The 18,667-nt window shown below is 73.3% G+C and carries 14 protein-coding genes; 8 read left to right on the forward strand and 6 right to left on the reverse strand.

Annotated features, from left to right (window positions below):
- Positions 1-61: 61 nt before the first annotated feature.
- Complete coding sequence (locus tag ACYC1Z_RS07845; RefSeq protein WP_461408969.1) at positions 62-4,945, reverse strand: NAD-glutamate dehydrogenase; 4,884 nt, start codon at positions 4,943-4,945, stop codon at positions 62-64.
- Positions 4,946-5,098: 153 nt separating this feature from the next.
- Between ACYC1Z_RS07845 and ACYC1Z_RS07850 the strand changes: the two genes are divergently transcribed.
- The 4 genes from ACYC1Z_RS07850 (at position 5,099) to ACYC1Z_RS07865 (ending at position 8,268) form a co-directional block, all read left to right on the forward strand.
- Positions 5,099-5,677 carry an NYN domain-containing protein gene (locus tag ACYC1Z_RS07850; RefSeq protein WP_461408970.1) on the forward strand — a complete coding sequence of 193 codons (579 nt, stop codon included), beginning with the start codon at positions 5,099-5,101 and terminating at the stop codon, positions 5,675-5,677.
- A gap of 62 nt (positions 5,678-5,739) precedes the next feature.
- Positions 5,740-5,862: a hypothetical protein gene (locus ACYC1Z_RS07855; protein WP_461408971.1), complete on the forward strand. Its 123-nt coding sequence runs from the start codon at positions 5,740-5,742 to the stop codon at positions 5,860-5,862.
- A 103-nt stretch (positions 5,863-5,965) separates the two neighbouring features.
- Positions 5,966-6,730: a response regulator transcription factor gene (locus ACYC1Z_RS07860; protein ID WP_461408972.1), complete on the forward strand. Its 765-nt coding sequence runs from the start codon at positions 5,966-5,968 to the stop codon at positions 6,728-6,730.
- A complete protein-coding gene (locus ACYC1Z_RS07865; protein WP_461408973.1) occupies positions 6,730-8,268 on the forward strand; it encodes a sensor histidine kinase in 1,539 nt (512 codons plus the stop codon). Before ACYC1Z_RS07860 ends, ACYC1Z_RS07865 begins: the two co-directional genes overlap by 1 nt.
- A 25-nt stretch (positions 8,269-8,293) precedes the next feature.
- Here ACYC1Z_RS07865 and ACYC1Z_RS07870 read toward each other — a convergent pair whose 3' ends face one another.
- From ACYC1Z_RS07870 to ACYC1Z_RS07885, 4 genes are read right to left on the reverse strand one after another with little or no spacing between them, the layout of a single operon-like run.
- The gene (locus tag ACYC1Z_RS07870) at positions 8,294-9,982 is read right to left on the reverse strand and encodes an FAD-binding oxidoreductase (RefSeq protein WP_461408974.1); all 1,689 of its coding nucleotides are present in this window, start codon (positions 9,980-9,982) and stop codon (positions 8,294-8,296) included.
- Positions 9,979-11,043, reverse strand: a complete 1,065-nt coding sequence (locus tag ACYC1Z_RS07875) for a lysophospholipid acyltransferase family protein (RefSeq protein ID WP_461408975.1) — start codon at positions 11,041-11,043, stop codon at positions 9,979-9,981. The genes ACYC1Z_RS07870 and ACYC1Z_RS07875 overlap by 4 nt, the downstream gene beginning before the upstream one ends.
- Entirely contained in the window at positions 11,040-11,894 is an 855-nt protein-coding gene (locus tag ACYC1Z_RS07880; protein WP_461408976.1) for an SDR family NAD(P)-dependent oxidoreductase, read from the reverse strand. The genes ACYC1Z_RS07875 and ACYC1Z_RS07880 overlap by 4 nt, the downstream gene beginning before the upstream one ends.
- Before the next feature lie 47 nt (positions 11,895-11,941).
- Positions 11,942-14,209 (reverse strand): HAD-IB family hydrolase, encoded by a 2,268-nt coding sequence (locus ACYC1Z_RS07885; protein WP_461408977.1) that lies wholly within the window; start codon positions 14,207-14,209, stop codon positions 11,942-11,944.
- A gap of 283 nt (positions 14,210-14,492) precedes the next feature.
- Between ACYC1Z_RS07885 and ACYC1Z_RS07890 the strand changes: the two genes are divergently transcribed.
- From ACYC1Z_RS07890 to ACYC1Z_RS07905, 4 genes are all read left to right on the forward strand, one after another.
- The gene (locus ACYC1Z_RS07890) at positions 14,493-16,001 is read left to right on the forward strand and encodes an HD domain-containing protein (protein ID WP_461408978.1); all 1,509 of its coding nucleotides are present in this window, start codon (positions 14,493-14,495) and stop codon (positions 15,999-16,001) included.
- A 111-nt stretch (positions 16,002-16,112) separates the two neighbouring features.
- On the forward strand, positions 16,113-16,403 hold the full coding sequence (locus ACYC1Z_RS07895; RefSeq protein WP_461408979.1) for a WXG100 family type VII secretion target: 291 nt from the start codon (positions 16,113-16,115) through the stop codon (positions 16,401-16,403).
- A gap of 158 nt (positions 16,404-16,561) precedes the next feature.
- Complete coding sequence (locus tag ACYC1Z_RS07900) at positions 16,562-17,458, forward strand: DUF4031 domain-containing protein (protein ID WP_461408980.1); 897 nt, start codon at positions 16,562-16,564, stop codon at positions 17,456-17,458.
- A 262-nt stretch (positions 17,459-17,720) separates the two neighbouring features.
- Positions 17,721-18,164 (forward strand): hypothetical protein, encoded by a 444-nt coding sequence (locus tag ACYC1Z_RS07905; RefSeq protein WP_461408981.1) that lies wholly within the window; start codon positions 17,721-17,723, stop codon positions 18,162-18,164.
- Positions 18,165-18,233: 69 nt separating this feature from the next.
- On the opposite strand, the gene ACYC1Z_RS07910 is transcribed toward ACYC1Z_RS07905, so the two are convergent.
- Positions 18,234-18,667 (reverse strand): winged helix-turn-helix domain-containing protein (locus ACYC1Z_RS07910; protein ID WP_461408982.1); only part of this gene is annotated, 434 nt, incomplete at its 5' end.

The following is an 18,667-nucleotide window of genomic DNA, read 5'->3' on the forward strand; positions in this document are numbered from 1 at the left end:
CGGCACGTGCCGGTCGGCCGACCCTTCCTCGCCCCACAGCGCCCCGACGGGAGCAGGCGGCTCAGCCGGCGGCGGTGCTGGACCGGGCGAGCGTGCGCAGGTAGCCCAGCGTGACCGAGAGTGCGGCGAGGCCCGGCTCCTCGAGCTGCTCGATCGCGTCGAGTGCGCCGCGTGCCCGCTCCACCCCGGCGGCCGCCCGGTCCCGCCAGGCGGCCAGCCGCTCCGCCGGCTGGAGACCGGCGTCCGTCGTGGCGATGACGGACGCCGTCAGGGCATTGATGACGGCATAGAGGTCGTCCCGCAGGGCGCCCCGGGCCAGGGCGTCCCACCGGTCCTCCTCGGGCAGCGCGCCGACCATCGTGAGCATCCGGTCGATCCCCAGGTGCTCGGACACCACGAAGCTCAGGGCCAGGGCGGCGGCGGTGTCCTCCCCCGTCTCGGCGGCGAGCTCGACGACGTCGAGGACCATCACCTGGTACCGCAGCGCCGCCCCACGCACGGCGAGCTCGGTGGGGACACCGCGGTCGAGGAAGGAGCCCACCTTCGCGTCGACCCACTCCCGCTCCCGCCCGCGGACGAGGTCGGCGATGGCCGGGGCGTGGGCCCGGACCGCGGGGGCGAACCGGGCGATCTCCGCGCCGACGTCGAGCCCGGCCGGGCGGTTCTTCAGGAACCAGCGCACCGCGCGGTCCAGCAGGCGCCGGAACTCCAGGTACAGCTCCGACTGAACCGCCGCGCCGACCTGGTTGTCCAGGCCCTCGACGTCCGCCACGAACGAGGCGAGGCCGAAGATCTCCCGGCACACCACGAAGGCGCGGGCCACCTCGTCGGCGGCCGCGCCGGTCTCGTCCATGGCGCGGTGCACGAACGTCGCGCCGCCCCGGTTGACCACCGAGTTGGCGACCTCGTTGACGACGATCTCCCGTCGGAGCGGGTGCCCGGGCAGCGCCGCGGCGAGCTGCTCACGCACCGCCGGCGGGAAGTACCCGGCCAGCGTGGCACGGAACCAGGGCTCGTCCGGCAGGGCCGAGCCGATCAGGTCCTCCTTGAGGGTGAGCTTCGCGTAGGCGACGAGGACGGCGAACTCGGGCGACGTCAGGCCCCGGCCGCCCCGGGCCCGCGCGATGAGCTCGTCGTCCCCGGGCAGGAACTCCAGCGCCCGGTCGAGGGCGCCACGAGCCTCCAGGCGGTGGATGAGCCGGATGTGGGTGCCGACCATGTGGTGCTCCTGCATGCGGGCGTTGCCCAGCAGGACGTTCTGCTCGTAGTTGTCGCGCAGGACCTGGGCGGCGACGTCGTCGGTCATCGAGGCGAGCAGCCGGTCGCGCTGCGTGAGCGTCATCTCGCCGGCCCGGGTCAGCGACGTCAGCAGGATCTTGATGTTGACCTCGTGGTCGGAGGTGTCGACGCCGGCCGAGTTGTCGATCGCGTCGGTGTTGATCCGTACGCCCGCGAGCGCGGCCTCGACCCGGCCGCGCTGGCTGACGCCGAGGTTGCCCCCCTCCCCGACCACCCGGGCCCGCAGGGCGCCGCCGTCGACCCGGATGGCGTCGTTGGCACGGTCGCCGATCTGCGCGTCCGTCTCGGTGGACGCCTTGACGTAGGTGCCGATCCCGCCGTTCCAGAGCAGGTCCACGGGGGCCCGCAGGATCGCCGACATCAGCTCCGCCGGGGTCATCGCGGTGACCCCGGGGGCGATGCCGAGCCGGTCCCGGACCGCGTCGCTGATCGGCACGGACTTCGCCGAGCGGGGATGGACGCCGCCGCCGGGGCTGATGAGAGCCGGGTCGTAGTCGGCCCAGGAGGAGCGCGGCAGGTCGAAGAGGCGACGGCGCTCGGCGTAGGACGTCGCGGCGTCGGGGTCGGGGTCCAGGAACACGTGCCGGTGGTCGAACGCCGCGACGAGGTGGATGTGCTCGGACAGCAGCATGCCGTTGCCGAAGACGTCCCCGCTCATGTCGCCGATGCCGACGACGGTGAACTCCTCGTGCTGGGTGTCGATCCCCATCTCCCGGAAGTGGCGCTGGACCGAGACCCAGGCGCCGCGCGCGGTGATGGCCATGCCCTTGTGGTCGTACCCGGAGGAGCCGCCGGAGGCGAAGGCGTCGTCGAGCCAGAACCCGTGCTCGCGGGCCACGGCGTTGGCGTCGTCGGAGAACTTCGCGGTCCCCTTGTCCGCGGCGACGACGAGGTAGGGGTCGTCGTCGTCGTGGCGCACCACGGCCTCGGGCGGGACGACGGCATCGCCCACGCGGTTGTCGGTGACGTCGAGCATCGCGGAGACGAACTGGCGGTAGGCGGCCAGCCCCTCCGCCTGCCACGCCTCCCGGTCCACGGCCGGGTCGGGCAGCCGCTTGGCGACGAACCCGCCCTTGGAGCCCGTCGGCACGATGACGGCGTTCTTCACCATCTGCGCCTTGACCAGGCCGAGGACCTCGGTGCGGAAGTCCTCCCGGCGGTCCGACCAGCGCAGGCCGCCGCGGGCGACCTTCCCGAAGCGTAGGTGCACGCCCTCGACGCGTGGGCCGTACACCCAGATCTCGAACATCGGCCGGGGCTCGGGCAGGTTCGGCACCGCCTGGGGGTCGATCTTGAACGCGACGGCGGTGGCCAGGGACGCGGGCTCACCCTGCCGGCGGAAGTAGCTGGTGCGCAGCATGGCCCGCACCACGGCGAGGAAGCCCCGGACGATGCGGTCGTGGTCGAGGCTCGGGACATCGTCGAGCGCCTGCTCGATGCGGTTCACGGCGGCCCGTTCGGCCGCCTCGCGTTGCTCGCCCGAGAGGTCGGCCGGGGTGAAGCGGGCCTCGAAGAGCTCGACCAGCAGGGTGGCGATGTGGTGGTTCTCCCGCAGCGCCTCCTCGACGTACCCGCGCGAGTACGCCCACCCCGTCTGGCGCAGGTAGGCGGCGACGGCCCTCAGGACGACGATCTCGCGCCAGCCGAGGCCGGCCCGCAGCACCAGGGCGTTGAAACCGTCGCTCTCGGCCTGCCCGTGCCACACCGCGGCGAAGGCGTCCTGGAAGCGGTCCCGGTTGCCGCCCTGCCCGCGGGTCCAGTCATCCTCCGAACGGGCGCGCAGGCCGAAGTCGAAGACGTGCAGGGCCGTGCCGTCGTTGCGGGTGAGGACGTAGGGGTACTCGTCGGTGACCTCGACACCGAGGTCGTTGAAGACCGGCAGGATGGTGGTCAGGGAGAGGGGTCCGTGCCGGTAGAGCTTGAGACGGCGCTCCCCCGGGGCTTCGCCCACCGCCTGGTAGAGGTTGAGCCGCAGGCCGCCGGGCTCGAGCTCGTCGAGCTGGCGCAGGTCGGCCACGGCCACCCGGGCGTTGAACCGTTCCTTGTAGGCCTCGGGGAACGCGCCCCCGTACCGGCCCAGCACCGCGGCGGCCTGCTCCTCGCCGAGGTCGGTGCGGGCGGCGTCGGCGAGGTCCTCGTCCCAGGTGCGCGCGGCGGCGACCAGGAGACGCTCGAGCTCGGCAAGGTTCACGGCGGGCGGGGCGGCGCCGCGCTCGACCCGGATGACGAAGTGCAGCATCGCCAGGACGGACTCCGAGACGCGGACGGTGTGCTCCACCGTGGAGCCGTTGAACGCCTCCCGCAGCAGGTTCTCCATCTTGGCGCGCACCGCGGTGTTGTAGCGGTCGCGCGGGAGGTAGACGAGGCAGGACATGTACCTCGCGTAGTCGTCCTCCCGCAGGAACAGGCGGGTCCGGGGGCGTTCCTGCAGGTGGACGACGGAGATCGTGACCTGTGTCAGCAGGTCGACGTCCGTGGCGAAGAGCTCGTCGCGCGGATACGTCTCGAGCACCTCGAGGAGGTCCCTGCCCAGGTGGCTGTGCGGCGGGAAGCCGCTCGCCTCCATGACGCGGTGGGCCTTCTCGGCGATGAACGGGACGGTGGTGACGGAAGAGGTGTACGCGCGCGCGGTCAGCAGCCCGAGGAACCGACGCTCGCCCGTGACGCGGCCGGTCTCGTCGAAGGCCTTCACCCCGACGTAGTCGAGGAAGACCGGGCGGTGCACGGTCGACCGGGAGTTGGCCTTCGTGATGATCAGCAGGCGCGGCTCCCGCGCCTTCTGCGCGACCTTGCCGGTCAGGCGGGTCGCCCGGGGCGCCGCCGGGCCGCGGTCGTCGCGCAGCAGCCCGAGCCCGGAATCGGGCACCGGTTCGAGCACCGCGTGCTCGACGTCGTCGGGGTCCGCCAGGACGTACTCGCGGTAGCCGAGGAAGACGAACTGGCCCTCGACGAGCCAGGTCAGCAGGGCGCGGGCGCGCTCGACCTCGTCGCCGGCCAGGCCCACCGGCGGCCGCTCGGCCAGGGCCGCGGCGATCTCGGCGGCCTTCGCGGTCATCGGCTGCCAGTCCGCGGTGGCGACGCGGACGTCGTCGAGGACCTCGCGGAGCCGGTGGGCGAGCTGCTCGCGGGCACCCGGATCGCTCTCGCGCCCGATCTGGACCTGGATCCAGGACTCGCGGAGCACGCCGGGGGCGACGGCGCCGGCCGGGTCGATGGCCTCCGGGCCGAGCACCTCCTCGAGCGTGCCCTCGCCGTCGCGGTGCACCGCGAGCTGCGGGTGCACCAGGAGGTGGATGGTGCGGCCCTGCCGGTTGAGCTCGGCGACCACGGAGTCCACGAGGAAGGACATGTCGTCGGTGACGATCTCGACGACCGTGTGCCCGGTGGACCAGCCCTCGCTCTCGACCGTCGGGTTGAAGACCCGGACGGCGGACGTACCGACGGCTCGGCGGCGGGCGGTGTCGTGGTGGGAGAGAGCCGCGCCGAGCAGGTCCTCGGGGCGTTGGGCGCGCAGGTCCGGCGTCTCGATGTCGGCGTAGTAGTGCGAGAGCAGCGCCGCCGCGGCCGGTCCGAGCGAGCCCTGGGCCGGCTCGGCGGCGGCGGCGAAGATCTCCTCGCGGACGTCTCCGGTCGAGGTCGTCGCCATCAGTCTCACCCTTCGCCGGTGCGGATCGGTCCGCGGCACGCGCCGTCGTCCGCCGCTCGCACCGTAGCGCGAACGGGTGACACCGCGCGACGTCGGCGTCCGTGGGTGGGAGTGTCCCGCACCAGGGTGGTGGACCGCCATATCCTGGTACCCATGTCCGCACCGAACCCCGCCTCGCCCGGCACGTACCTCCTCGTCGACGGGGAGAACATCGACGCCACACTCGGCATGAGCGTCCTCGGGCGGCGACCCGATCCCCAGGAGCGCCCGCGCTGGGACCGGGTCATGCACTTCAGCGAGGAGGTCTGGGACGCCCAGGCCCGCGGGCTGTTCTTCCTCAACGCGAGCAGCGGGCAGATGCCCATGGGGTTCGTCCAGGCGCTGCTCGCCATGGACTTCCGCCCCATCCCGCTCGCCGGCGCCGCCACCGAGAAGGTGGTGGACATCGGTATCCAGCGCACGATGGACGCGATCCTCGCGCAGGGCACCGGGAACGTGCTGCTCGCCTCGCACGACGGCGACTACATCCCGCAGGTGGAGCAGCTCCTCGACGCCGGCCGCCAGGTGGGGGTGCTGTGCTTCCGCGAGTTCCTGAACTCCCAGCTCGCCGAGCTCACCGAGCGCGGCCTGCAGATCTACGACCTCGAGGACGACCTCAGCGCGTTCAACGCGGTGCTGCCACGCGTGCGGATCATCCCGCTGGACTCCTTCGACCCGGTCCGCTACCTGTGACGTGCCACCGCGCGTACGGGACGGTCGCCGTCGCTGATCAGGTCGGGGCGTCCGAGGTCCCCATGAGCGTCCACCCAACCTTTGAGCTCGTCGAGTGCTGGACCGACCAGATCCGCCAGATCGGGGGTCCATGGCCCTCGGCGGCCACGCGTCACATGATGATCGACCTCACGACGGCCCCGTGAGCCGCCCCCGGGTCCACCTGCCCCTCACCACCACCCAGGACAGCCCGACCGGCTCCCGGGTCGCTCCCAGGAAACCTCCAGCCTGACGCGCCACACTGGGTGCATGAACGGTCGAACCGCACGGGCGCACTCCACCGATGCCGGAGACCGGGTGGCTGAGGCACGCCTCCTCGTCGTCGACGACGAGCCCAGCATCCGCGAGCTCCTCTCGGCGTCGCTGCGCTTCGCCGGGTTCGACGTGGCGACGGCTGCGGACGGCAACGCCGCCCTGACAGCCGCCGTCGAGCACGATCCCGATCTCGTGGTGCTGGACGTCATGCTCCCGGACATGGACGGCTTCACGGTGCTGCGCCGGATGCGGGCGCACGGTGCGGAGATTCCGGTCCTGTTCCTCACCGCGCGTGACGACATGGCGGACAAGGTGCAGGGGTTGACGGTCGGCGGCGACGACTACGTCACGAAACCGTTCAGCCTCGAGGAGGTCGTGGCCCGCATCCGCGCCATCCTGCGTCGCACCCGGCCGACCGAGGCCGACGACGCCGTGCTGCGCTACACCGACCTGGAGCTGAACGAGGACGCGCACGAGGTGCGCCGGGCCGGCCGGCTCGTCGACCTCTCGCCGACGGAGTTCAAGCTCCTGCGCTACCTCATGATCAACGCCGAGAAGGTCGTCTCCAAGGCGCAGATCCTCGACCACGTGTGGGACTACGACTTCGCGGGCGACGCCGCGATCGTCGAGTCCTACATCTCCTACCTGCGGCGCAAGGTCGACTCCCCCGCCGCGCTCGGGCTCGACGACGAGGAGCTGGAGCCGCTGATCCACACCCGACGCGGCGTCGGCTACGTGCTGCGCGACCAGGCCCGCTGATGACCGCTCGGGTCCTCCGGCGGTGGCGGGCGGTCCCGCTCAGCGGACGGCTCGTCGCGATCATCACGGCACTGCTGCTCCTCGGCCTCGCCACCGCGGGCGTGACCACGATGACGGTGCTGCGCGGCCACCTCCTCGGGCAGGTCGACGACGAGCTGACCTCCAGCGCACGGGAGCTCGGTCAGCGTTCGGTGAACCAGCTCCTCCTCGGCCGTGGTGAGGACACCGTGCTGCCCTCGAGCTACTACGTCCGGGTGCAGGTCGGGCATCGGGTCGTCGAGATCATCGACGGCCAGACGCGGTCCCAGCTCGGCGCCCCCAAGGTGGCGGACGTCGACCCGGCCACCATCGACGAGACCGATCGCGTCCCCTCCACCCTCGCCGGGACGCAGGACGACGTCCGCTGGCGGGCGGTCACGCTGGCCGCCACCGCCACCCCCGGCGGGACCGCGGTCGGCGCCGTCACGGTGGCGCTGCCCCTGGCCGCCGTCGACGCCACTTTGACCCGGACCGGGCGGCTGCTCGTGCTCTCGGGCCTGGTCATCGCTGTGGGCGGGGCCGCGGCGGCCTGGTACGCCGTCCGCCGGGCGCTGCGACCGCTCCGCGAGATCGAGTCCACGGCGGGCGCGATCGCCGCCGGCGACCTCTCCCGGCGTGTGCCCGAGCTGCCGCCGACGACGGAGGTCGGCTCACTGGCGACGTCACTCAACCTCATGCTCGCCCGCATCGAGGCGTCGTTCGCGGTGCAGCAGGCCTCCGAGCAGCGCATGCGCCGCTTCGTCTCCGACGCCTCCCACGAGCTCCGCACGCCGTTGGCGACCATTCGCGGCTACGGCGAGCTCTACCGGATGGGCGGGGTGGAGGACACGGGGCAGGCGATGAGCCGGATCGAGTCCGAGGCCAAGCGGATGGGCACGCTGGTCGAGGATCTCCTCCAGCTCGCCCGGCTCGACGAGGGGCGCCCCCTCGTGCTCGGCCCGGTGGACCTGACCGCGATGGCCGTGGACGCCACCGCCGACCTGCACGCCCGGGCCCCGGAGCGGTCGGTGCGGGTCGTGCCGCTCCTGCCACCCGCCGAGCCCGCCGTCGGCGGGACGTCCGGCGATCCGCGGCCCGCCGCTCGCGCCGGCGTGCCGCCCGTCATCGTGACGGCGGACGCGGACCGGATCAGCCAGGTGCTCGCGAACCTCATGGGCAACGTCGTCCAGCACACGCCCGGGGGGACCGCGGTCGAGGTCGCCGTCGGGATGCCCGAGCCCGGGTGGGCCGTGCTCGAGGTGCGCGACGACGGGCCCGGCATCTCCGAGGAGGACGCCGCCCGCGTGTTCGAACGCTTCTACCGGGTGGACCCCTCCCGCACCCGCAGCTCCGGGGGTTCCGGGCTCGGGCTGGCGATCGTCGCCGCGGTGGTCGGCGCGCACCGGGGCCGGGTGCGCGTGCTGCCCACCCCGGGCGGCGGCACCACCGTGCAGATCGCCGTGCCGACGGCGGGCCCCACGGCGCCGGACCCGGGCACCGGCCCGGGCGCCGCCGCGTAGCGCGCCGGCGGCCCGGGCTACCTGCTCACCACTCCCGGTGCGTCGGCAGCAGCGTCCCGGGGTTGAGGTTCCGGCCCGGGTCCACCGAGCGCAGCAGCCCGACCATCACGTCGGTGCCGGCCGCGGAGATGTCCTCCTCCAGCCAGTGCGCGTGGTCGGTGCCCACCCCGTGGTGGTGGGAGATCGTCGCGTGGTTGTCCATGAAGGACTGCTGGATCGCGCTCTTGACCGCCCAGTACTTCTCGAGCTGCTCGGCGACGTCCGGTGTCCCGGGTGGGAACGCGAACGTGAAGTACAGGCAGGCGCCGGAGTGGTAGCTGTGCGAGAGGTGGCACATGATGAAACCCTTGACGCCCTGCTCGTCGAAGGCGGCGCGGGCCGCCCGGAACGTGCCCGCGTAGACGTCCATCAGCCTGGACCACGGCGCCGCCGTCTCCGAGACGTCACCCATCGCGCCGATGTCGAGGAGGAAGTCGCGGATGTAGGGGGTGTCGAACTTCTTCTGGTCGTACAGCGCCCCCGGGCCCGTGCCCAGCTTGATGCCGCCGTGCTTGCGCACGATGCGCCCGACCTCGGCCTTGGTGCGACGCACATGGTCCGCGCCGCCCTCGAAGCCGACGTAGGAGAGGCATACGGCGCCCAGGTCCCAGCCGCGCCGCTCGAGCAGCGCGAACAGCCCCTTGGACACCTTGCCGGAGATGCCCTTGCTCTTCTTCTGCGCGGCGAAGGAGAACGCGGTCTCGGCGGCGTCGGACACCCGTGTGACGGAGGGGGCGGCGTCCGAGGCGGAGATGTCGTGCATGGCCGCGAGGGCGGCGGTCCAGTTCGGGTAGAGGTAGGCGATGATCTCGCGGTTCTCGGGCACCCGGTGCACGCTGACCCAGGCCTCGGTGATGACGCCGAGGCGGCCCTCGGAGCCGAGGATCATCTCGCGCACGCTCGGCCCGGTCGACGTCGAGGGCAGCGGCCGCAGCACGACGACCTTGCCGGGCAGCACCACCCGCATGCCGCGGGTGATGTCCGCGATGTCGCCGTACTTGTCGGACTGCATGCCCGACGAGCGTGTCGCGATCCAGCCGCCGAGGGTCGAGTGGCGGAAGCTGTCCGGCTGGTGGCCCGTCGTCCAGCCACGGGCCGTGAGCTGCTCCTCGAGGTCCGGGCCGAGGGCGCCGGCCTGCACGCGGGCGAGCCCGGCGTACTCGTCCACCTCGAGCACCCGGTTCATCCGGCCCAGGTCGACGGAGACGACGGTGCGTTCCTCCTCGGCCGGCGGGGTGAGGGAGCCGGAGATGTTCGACCCGCCGCCGAACGGGATCAGGACGGCGTCGGCGCCCACGACGGCGTCCACCACCGCACGGACCTCGTCCTCGTCCGCCGGGTAGACGACGGCGTCGGGCACGCGGGGCAGGTCCCCGGCGCGCACCCGCACCAGGTCCGTCAGGCCCTTGCCGTAGGTGTGCACCACGCGGGCCATGTCGTCGGTGACGACCGCGTCGTCCCCGACGGCGGATCTCAGGGCCGCGCCGAGCTCGTCACCGAGCCGGGAGGCCGGGACGACGATGTCCTCGAACGCGGGCGGCGGGTTACCGGGCACCGTGATGTCGATGCCGATCTTGTCCAGCACGAACGGCGGCAGCTTGGGCTTGTTCTCGTAGGTGAAGGCCACCCCCTCGACGCCCCACCCCCACCACTTCTGGTGGTCGACACCGTTCACGAGGCTTCCTCCTGCGCATCTTCGCCGCGCCGTTGGGCGGGCGGGTTCTCGTCCTTGGGGACGTCCCCCAGGACGTAGGGCGTCTGCATGGTGAGCATCGCCGAGACCCGTGCCTCGACGCGTGCGTTGAACTCCCGGACCCGCTCGGTGGGCCGGGGCCGCATGGGCCGCCCGACGAGCATCCGGATCGGTGGCCGACCCGGCCGGGGCCAGGCCTGGCCCACGGGCATGGCCTCCCCGGCGCCGATGAGGGCGACGGGCACCAGGGGGGCGTCCTGTGCCGCGCACAGGGCGGCGGCGCCGGGCTTGAAGCGCCTCATCACGCCGTCACGGGAGCGGGTGCCCTCCGGGAAGATGAGCACGGGGACACCGGCGGCGAGCAGCCGCACGGACATGCCCCGCCCCTTGCCGGTGTTCTTGCCGCGGTACACCGGGTAGGAGTTGAAGAAGAGCGACGTCCCGGCCTTGCGGTACCAGGCGTCGTAGAAGTAGTCCGCTGCCGCGGCGACGGCGAGGTGCCGGGTCACCCGGCGGGGCAGGTGCGTCACGAGGACCGCCGCGTCGAGGTGGCTCGAGTGGTTCGCGACGACGACGAACGGCTCCCGCAGCCCGTCGAGGTTGCGCAGGCCCTCGACCTCGACGCTGGTGATCGCCCTGACCACCGAGCGCAGGATCAGGCGCTGGGCCACGAACCGGAGGGCCCGGTGCCAGCCCGCCTGGTAACGCCGCAGGCTGGCGACCCGCCCGGCCGGCCGCTCGGCCTTCTCGGCCTTCTCGGGCTTCTCGGGCTTCTCGGCGGGTTCGACGGGCTCGCGCTTCTCACGCTTTTCGACATGCCCGGCCAGCTCGGTGTGCTCGGCCGGCTCGGCATGCTCGGCCGGCTCGGCATGCTCGGCCGGCTCGGCATGCTCGGCCGGCTCGGCATGCTCGGCCGGCTCGGCATACTCGGCCGTCTCGGCATGCTCGCCCGTCGGCGCGCCGACGGTACCGTCGGCGGCGCTGCCCGGTACGGCCTGGTCCGCCGCGCGGCGCCGGCGCCGGCTCCCCCGCACGCCGCTCACCGCCGCTTCCGCAGGAGCAGGGCCGTCGCGCGATGCACGATCGGGCGCGGTGCGTGGGCGGCGAAGAACGCGAGCATCTTGAACCGTTTGGACGGGACGGAACGCTGCCGGCCCCGCTCGACGTCGGCCAGGCAGTCGGCGACGACCCGGTCCGCCTCCAGCCAGAACCCGTTGGGGACGGTGCTCGCCCGGATGCCGGCGCGCTGATGGAACTCGGTACGCACCCAGCCGGGCATCAGCGTCGTGACCCGCACCCCGGTGCCGGCGAGCTCGATCGCCAGGCTGTCGGAGTAGGTGCGCACCCAGGCCTTGATGGCCGAGTAGGCGCCCATGGGCACGAGGCCGGCGACCGACGCGACGTTGATGATCACGCCGTGACTGCGGGCGCGCATCGCCCGCCCGGCGGCGCCACCCAGACGCAGCACCGCATGGACCATGAGGTGCAGGCCCTCCTCGTGCTCGTCGACGTCCGCCGAGAGCAAGCTGGTGTGCAGGCCCTTGCCCGCGTTGTTCACCAGCACCTCGACGGTCCGGTCCTGGTCCTCCAGGCGGGCGGCGACGACGTCGGCGCCGGCCCGGGTGGCGAGGTCCGCGGAGAGTGTCTCCACCTGGATGCCGTAGCGCCACCGGAGCTGGTCGGCCGTGCGGTCCAGGCGCTCGGCGTCCCGGGCCACGAGGAGGAGGTCGCAGCCGCGGTCGGCGAGCGCCCGGGCGAACGCCAGTCCGATGCCGGAGGTGCCGCCGGTGACCATCGCCGTGCCGTGGAGGACGGAGCCGCCCGCATCGACCACGCCGCGGGGTGACCGGCCGAGCACACGCCCGGATCCCGTCTGCCCGTCGCCACCCGTCATGTCGCTCCTCCGCCCGTCGGTGGGCGGGCCCACCGGCCCGGCCCCGTTCATGATGTCGTCGTTCCCTTGATGCTACGCAGCACCGGGGCCAGGCGACCCTCGGCCGTGCTGGTCCAGCTCAGCACGGGCCACCGGCGCGCCTTGGCGTAGCGGTACAGGCTCGAGTCCGGGTTGACCGCGCTGGGGTTGCCCACGACCTCGAGCCAGGGGCGGTCCGCGTAGCTGTCCCCGTACGCATAGGACTCGGCCAGGTCCAGGCCCTCCTCGCGCGCGTACCGGCGCAGCCAGGCCGCACGGGCCTCACCCACCAGCGGTGAGGAGGCGAGGTGGCCGGTCCACCGGCCGGCGTCGTCGCATTCCATCTTGCCGGCGACGATGAGGTCGAACAGCGGGGCCAACGGCTCCACGAAGACGTCGATCTCACCGGTGAGGAGGATCGTGCGGTGCCCGGCGTCGCGGTGGGCCCGGATCCGCTCCAGCGCCTCGTGGTGCAGGCCGCGTCGCAGCGAGGGCGTGACCTTCTCGGCGACGACCTGCCGCAGCTCGGCCTCGCTCACCCCGGCGTAGCGCCGCATGAACGTACGGATGAAGTCGGCTCGATCGTGCTGCTCGGCACGCAGGTAGCGCGGCCCGAGCGCAACGAGGTTGGCCAGCGCACCGGGCCACTGCCGGGCCGGGGTCTTCGCGAGCTCCACCCACAGGTACTGCTCGACGAGCGTGGCGGCGGCGACGGTGCGCTGCAGGTCGAAGACGGCGACGACGTCGGCGCGGCGGGGCAGGTCGCCCGGTGTGACCGGGTCGGCGGGGGCGCCGCGGCTGCGCATGAGCCCGGGCACCTTGGGGATGTGGACCTCCTGGAGGTAGTGCTTCCAGTCGATCTCGGTGGTGTCGAAGCCGTGCTCGGCCTGCCGGTCGGCGGGCAGGGCGGCGTGCAGGGCGCGCAGGCGGGCGTCGTCGAAGATCACCTCGGTCTGCGTGTACGGCTGGTACAGACCGGTGAACTTGCGCAGCGTGCCGAGGTCGCGACGGGCCCGGTACAGCGCCGTGATCCACCGCCGGGTGCGGGGGTTGGCGGGCAGGCGTCCCACGGTCCGGTCCGCGACGTCCACCACCTTCTCGCGGCGGGCCAGCGCCCGTTCGACGGCGCCGGTGTGCGGGAAGGACCAGGCGGGCACCGAGACGTTGGCGCCCTCGGCGTCGGTCAGCGGGTGCGCGGTGAAGTACTCACTGACGAACCGGTAGAGCTGGCCGAACGGCAGCGGGTTGGTGATCCCGGAGGAGACCTGGAAGAAGTTCGCCTGCCCGGCCGGCGGCGGCACCGCGGCGGCCGCCAGGATCGCGTTGACGACGAAGTCGACGGGGATGACGTCCAGGACCGTGTCGGCCAGCGCCGGGAACTCCGGCAGGAGCCCGCGCCCGTACGCGGCGATCAGCGGGTCCGCCACCTTGAAGCCGTCGATCCAGCCGGGGAAGGGGTGCTTGAGCGCGGACTCGATGATGGTGGGCCGCACCACGGAGAGCCGATGACCGCCGCCGGTCCACAGCTCCTCCGCGACCCGTTCGCCGAGCGCCTTGGTGAGGGTGTAGACGTCGGTCCAGCCGAGCGTGTGCGCGCGGGCGCGGCCGGCGTCGACGAGTTGGTCGCGGACCCAGTCCTGCCGGGCCTGCTCGGCGGCGTCGGCCACCGCGCCGGCGCCGGCGCGTCCGTGCGCGGCGCGGGCCTCGGCGAGGAGGCGGTTCAGCGCCCCGGGCCGACGCGAGGCGGTCTCGACCGCTGCGCGGCTGCGGACCGCCTGGTCGAGCTCGTACGCGGGGTCGATGTCGTGGTCGAGCGAGCGTTCCTCGGCGACGCCCTTGCGCAGCCCGGCGACGTAGCTGGTGGAGACGTGCACGACGTGCGGGTCGCCGCCGGTGGCGAGGAGCGCCTCGTACAGGGAGCGGGGCCCGCCGACGTTCGCGGTGAACGCCTCGTCGATCGGCAGGTCGAAGGAGACGGTCGAGGCCGAGTGGAGGACGACGTCGAGGTCACCCGGCAGGGCGGGGATGTCGCCGAGGTCCCCCTCGAGCACGCTCACCCGGGCGGCGACGGCGTCCGCCACGGCGTCCTCACCGACGGCGCGGCGCCACTCCTTGAAGACGGGCTTGCGCAGCAGCTTCTCCACCCGCCGCTGGGCGGTGAGCTCGCCGCGCGGGCGGACGAGCACGGTCACCCGAGTGCCGGGATAGGCCGACAACAACTTCTCGAGCACGGCCTGGCCGACGAAGCCGGTGGCTCCGGTCAGGAGGACGTGCGCACCGGCGAGGGGATGGGACATCTCGTCAACGATACCCGGGGTCACCGGGGCCGCTGCCCACGCGTGCGGGGGGCGCCACCGAAGCCGTACCGGGCCTTCTCACGGCGGCTGCGCCGTCACGCCGGCAGACCGCGTGGTTGTCGACGCCGGCCAGCCAGCGCGGGCTGCGGACGTCGGCCGGTAGGACGTGGGACGGTCCGCCGAACGGCCGAGGAGACCAACGTCTCCCACATCGGGCTTGCCCCACCGGCGACGGCGTCTACCATCAGGGGTTGCATACCAGCCGTCGAGGAATTCAGGAGCCATGGGCGTCGCTGACGGACCGCAATGGTTGTGCGCTGCGTATACACGGAGCGTTCTGGCCGTCGGGGGGACCGCCCCTCGCGAGGAGATCGCCGAGGTCTGCGGGCGGCTGCTCGACCGCTGGCAGGAGCCGGACCGGCACTTCCACAACATCAAGCACCTCGTGGACCTGCTGGCCCGCGTGGACGAGCTGTCGCAGGAGACGCACGATCCCGACGCCGTCAGGCTGGCCGCCTGGTACCACGGGGCGATCTTCAACTCCGCCGTCTCCAAGGTGTATGCGCGCAGCGGCGGTGAGGACGAGGTTGCCTCGGCCGAGCTCGCCAGCGCCGAGCTGACCGCGCTCGGCGTCCCGGCGGCCACCGTGGCCCGGATCGCCGAGATGATCACCAACCTCCGCCGTCACGACGCCGATGTGCGAGACATCGACTGCCTCGCGCTGTGCGACGCGGACCTGGGGATCCTCGCCGTCGAGCCGCAGCGCTACCGGTCCTACCGCGTGGCCGTCCGAGCCGAGTACGCGCAGATCCCGGACCGGCACTACCTCGAGGCCCGGGCCGCGATCGTCGGCAAGCTGCTCGCGCGGCGGAACATCTTCCTCAGCCCGATGGGGGCCCGGTGGGAGGACCGGGCACGGGAGAACCTGCGTGCCGAGCTCGATCGGCTGGAGGCGGACTTCGCCGCGCTGGGGACTACCGACCCGGCCGACTCGGTCATCGCGGCCGAGGCGGCGCAGGGCGAGCCGGTCGTGGAGAAGACACCCCGTGAGTTCACCGAGCCCGGGACCGGCAGCTTCCCCGCCGTCGCTGCGCTGGAGCCGGCGGAGGACGCCGGACCCTCGATCGCCCGCACGGATCGACCGCTGCACATCGACGGACCCGAGCCGGCAACCCGGCCCAGCCGCACCGAGGGGCCCGGCACCGCCCGGCCCGCCCCTGCGGCGGGGAACGCCGCCCGGCCCGTCCCTACGGAGGGGACATCCGCCCGGCCCGCCCCTGCGGAGGGGACCCCGGCCACGGCCGGCGAGGGGCGCGACGCCGGCGTCGACGCGCCGCCGACCAGCCGTCCGTCGTCGCTGGAGGCGACGCCTGACGACTTCGCCGGCCTGGGGCGCGCACCGGCACGGGACCGCGAACACACCGCTCAGAGCGCGCGCGAGGCGATCGGCGCCGCGGTACAGCACGGTCGCGAGCGCGCCGTCCAGGAACGCCTGCAGCGAGAGCACCTCGATGCCGTACGCGCCGAGCGGGAGCAGGCCACCGCGGCGTTCCGGGAGCGCCGCCGCACCGACGGAGCGGCCTCCCCGCGCTCGGCACAGACGCCCGCCGAAGCCGAGCCGGTCCCGACCCGCGAGCCGGCGCCCGACCTCGAGGAGCAGGCCGTCCCGCCCGCTCCGGCCGACGCGCACGGGCCCGAGTCCTCGCCGGAGCCCGAGTCCTCGCCGCAGCACGGCATCGAGCGTGAACCGGAGTACTTCGACTTCCCCCGGCGCAAGCACAAGGATCATTGATCCTGCCACTTCGTCCACAGGTCGCAGACCGGGGCGCTGTGCCCGCACCGCGGTCGCCCTAGGTTCGGGCTGTCGCCGCGACCGAGCGGCGTCGAACCCGAGGGAGGCACCATGGCTCGTTTCCAGGTCGACAGCACCGAGGTGGCACAAGCCGCTGCACGGACGCGGCTGAGCACGTCGGCGATCCGCGCCGAGGTCACCGCGATGATGGCGCATCTCGTCCAGCTGCAGTCCGGGTGGACCGGGGCGGCAGCGGCGTCGTTCGGGATGTGCGCGGACCAGTGGCGCAGCACGCAGGCGCAGGTGGAGGCGTCACTGGAGCAGATCACGCTCGCGCTCGACGCCGCATCCCGCACGTACGAGGACGCCGAGGTCAACGCCCAGGGCCTGTTCGCGCGCTGACGGGCGGAGCCGGTTGGCGCGCTGCGGTACATGGCGGAGCCGGTTCGCGCGCAACTGCGGTACATGGCGGAGCCAATTCGCGCGCTGCGGTACCCGGCGGAGCCGGTCGGCACCGGGCCGGCGACGCCCCCTGGCCGTGGTCCCCGTAGCATCGCGCCATGGTCATCCTCATCGATCCGGCGCGGTGGCCGGCGCACGGGACGACGTGGGCGCACCTCGTCTCGGACGCGTCGCTGACCGAGCTGCACGCGTTCGCGGCGGCCAACGGGCTCCCGTCGCGGGCCTTCGACCTGGACCACTACGACGTCCCGGCGGACCGGGTCGACGGCCTGGTCGCCGTCGGCGCGACGCCCGTCCCGGCCCGCGAGCTGTTACGGCGCCTGCGCGCCTCCGGGCTGCGAGTACGCGGCGCTGACCGGGGGGCGGAGCGGTCCCGGTCGCGCCGGGCGGATCTGACCCGCAGGTGGGCCGCCCTCGACCCGGACACCCCCGGCTGGGCGGCGGTCGGCCGGCACCTGCTCGACCGGTGGTCGCAGCCGCACCGCCGCTACCACGACGCGGTGCACCTGGCCGAGGTCCTGGGGCACCTCGACGTGCTCGCCGACGGCGGGGAGGAGGTGGGCCGCGCCGTCGTCCTGGCCGCGTGGTTCCACGACGCCGTCTACGACGGCGAGCCGGGCCGCGACGAGGAGCGGTCGGCCGAGCTGGCCGCCGCGGTGCTCGCCCCGCTGCTCCCCGATCCGGAGGTCGCGGAGGTGGGGCGGCTGGTCCGGCTGACCGCGAGCCACGCACCGGGGCCGGCGGACCGGGCCGGTGCTGCGCTGTGCGACGCCGACCTGGCCATCCTGGCCGCGCCGGCGTCCCGCTACCGGGCGTACGTCGGCGCGGTCCGGGCGGAGTACCGGCACGTGCCGGAACCGGAGTTCCGCGCGGGCCGCGCCCGGGTGCTCGCACGCCTGCTGGCGGGGCCGCTGTTCAGCACGGCGGTCGGCCGGTCGAGATGGGCTTCGCGAGCACGGGCCAACATGCTCGCCGAGCTCACGACGCTCACCTGATCGACGGTCGAAGACGCCGCACCGGGCGGCCCCGACCGCCACGACCGCGCACCCCCGGTCCCGCGACGGGACCGGGGGCTCACGGCGATCTCAGAACCAGCGCGGGATCTGGTCGAAGCATGCTCCGGAGCTTCCCGGCCAGAACCCTCAAGATGAACCTTTGAGGAACCTTTGGGAGATCTGAACAGCCGTCGCCGCGGAATCATGAGGTTCGCTGGGCAGTATCTGCCAGGTACCCGGGAGTTCCGGGACACAGCGAGATGTGAGGACGCAGATGTTCGGCATGGCCACGGCTCGACGCACGAAGAAGGCACACACGGCTACCCCGCTGTACGCCGTCCGGGCCCGCGCCGCCACGCCCGAGGTCGACGCGGACACGATGCCCGAGCTCGGTGCAGCCGCCGAGCTGGCCGACCTCACCGAGGTCTGCGACTACTACATCGAGGTGCTCGACCGCCGTATGTTCCGGCTCCGGGCAGCGCTGCGGAGCAACGACAGCACCCGCGCCCTCGTCGCGTCCCGCGCCCTGTGCACCACCGCGAGCGCGATCGGTGCCACCGACCTCGACGCTCTCACCGCCTCGATCGAGCCCTGGATCCGCCGCGACGAGCTGCGCCGGGCCTCCGCCGCCATCTCCACGATCGCCTCCCTGGTGGCCGACGCGCAGACCGCCCTGCGCGAGCAGGCGGTGACGGTGACCGCCTGACGGCGGCTCGACACGACGAGAACGACCAGGGCGCTGGCGCCCGCCTCGGCCGCACGGCCGGGACGGCGGTCAGTTCGTGGTCGTGGGGGTGAGACGGTACCCGGCGCCGCGCACCGTCTCGATGAAGCGCGCCTCCAGCCGGTTCTCACCGATCTTGCGTCTCAGGTTCGCCACGTGCACCTCGATGGTGCGGCGGTCCGCCTCGACGACCTCGCCCCCGGAGAGGCCCGAGCCCGACCAGAGCGAACGGGCGAGCTCGTCCTTGCTGATCACTCGTCGCGGTGCCGCGAGCAGCACCGCGAGCAGGTCGAACTCGCTGCGGGTCAGGTTGACGGTCTCGCCGTCGACGGAGAGGGTGCGGGCCGAGACGACGAGCTCGAGGCCGTTGTGGACGAGCACCTTCTCGCGGGCGTGGCCACGCGCCTCGACGAGCACCGCGGCGCGCGTCGAGGCGACGACTGTCGGCGCCGCGGACCCCACGCCCCTCCCGGCCGCGCGACCGG

The sequence above is a fragment of the Georgenia sp. genome (assembly GCF_054605595.1).

Coding starts and splice junctions, on each gene's coding strand:
- ACYC1Z_RS07845 (WP_461408969.1), bottom strand. CDS start 4,945: ATGGCGACGACCTCGACCGGAGACGTCCGCGAGGAGATCTTCGCCGCC.
- ACYC1Z_RS07850 (WP_461408970.1), top strand. CDS start 5,099: ATGTCCGCACCGAACCCCGCCTCGCCCGGCACGTACCTCCTCGTCGAC.
- ACYC1Z_RS07855 (WP_461408971.1), top strand. CDS start 5,740: ATGAGCGTCCACCCAACCTTTGAGCTCGTCGAGTGCTGGACCGACCAG.
- ACYC1Z_RS07860 (WP_461408972.1), top strand. CDS start 5,966: ATGAACGGTCGAACCGCACGGGCGCACTCCACCGATGCCGGAGACCGG.
- ACYC1Z_RS07865 (WP_461408973.1), top strand. CDS start 6,730: ATGACCGCTCGGGTCCTCCGGCGGTGGCGGGCGGTCCCGCTCAGCGGA.
- ACYC1Z_RS07880 (WP_461408976.1), bottom strand. CDS start 11,894: ATGACGGGTGGCGACGGGCAGACGGGATCCGGGCGTGTGCTCGGCCGG.
- ACYC1Z_RS07885 (WP_461408977.1), bottom strand. CDS start 14,209: ATGTCCCATCCCCTCGCCGGTGCGCACGTCCTCCTGACCGGAGCCACC.
- ACYC1Z_RS07890 (WP_461408978.1), top strand. CDS start 14,493: ATGGGCGTCGCTGACGGACCGCAATGGTTGTGCGCTGCGTATACACGG.
- ACYC1Z_RS07895 (WP_461408979.1), top strand. CDS start 16,113: ATGGCTCGTTTCCAGGTCGACAGCACCGAGGTGGCACAAGCCGCTGCA.
- ACYC1Z_RS07900 (WP_461408980.1), top strand. CDS start 16,562: ATGGTCATCCTCATCGATCCGGCGCGGTGGCCGGCGCACGGGACGACG.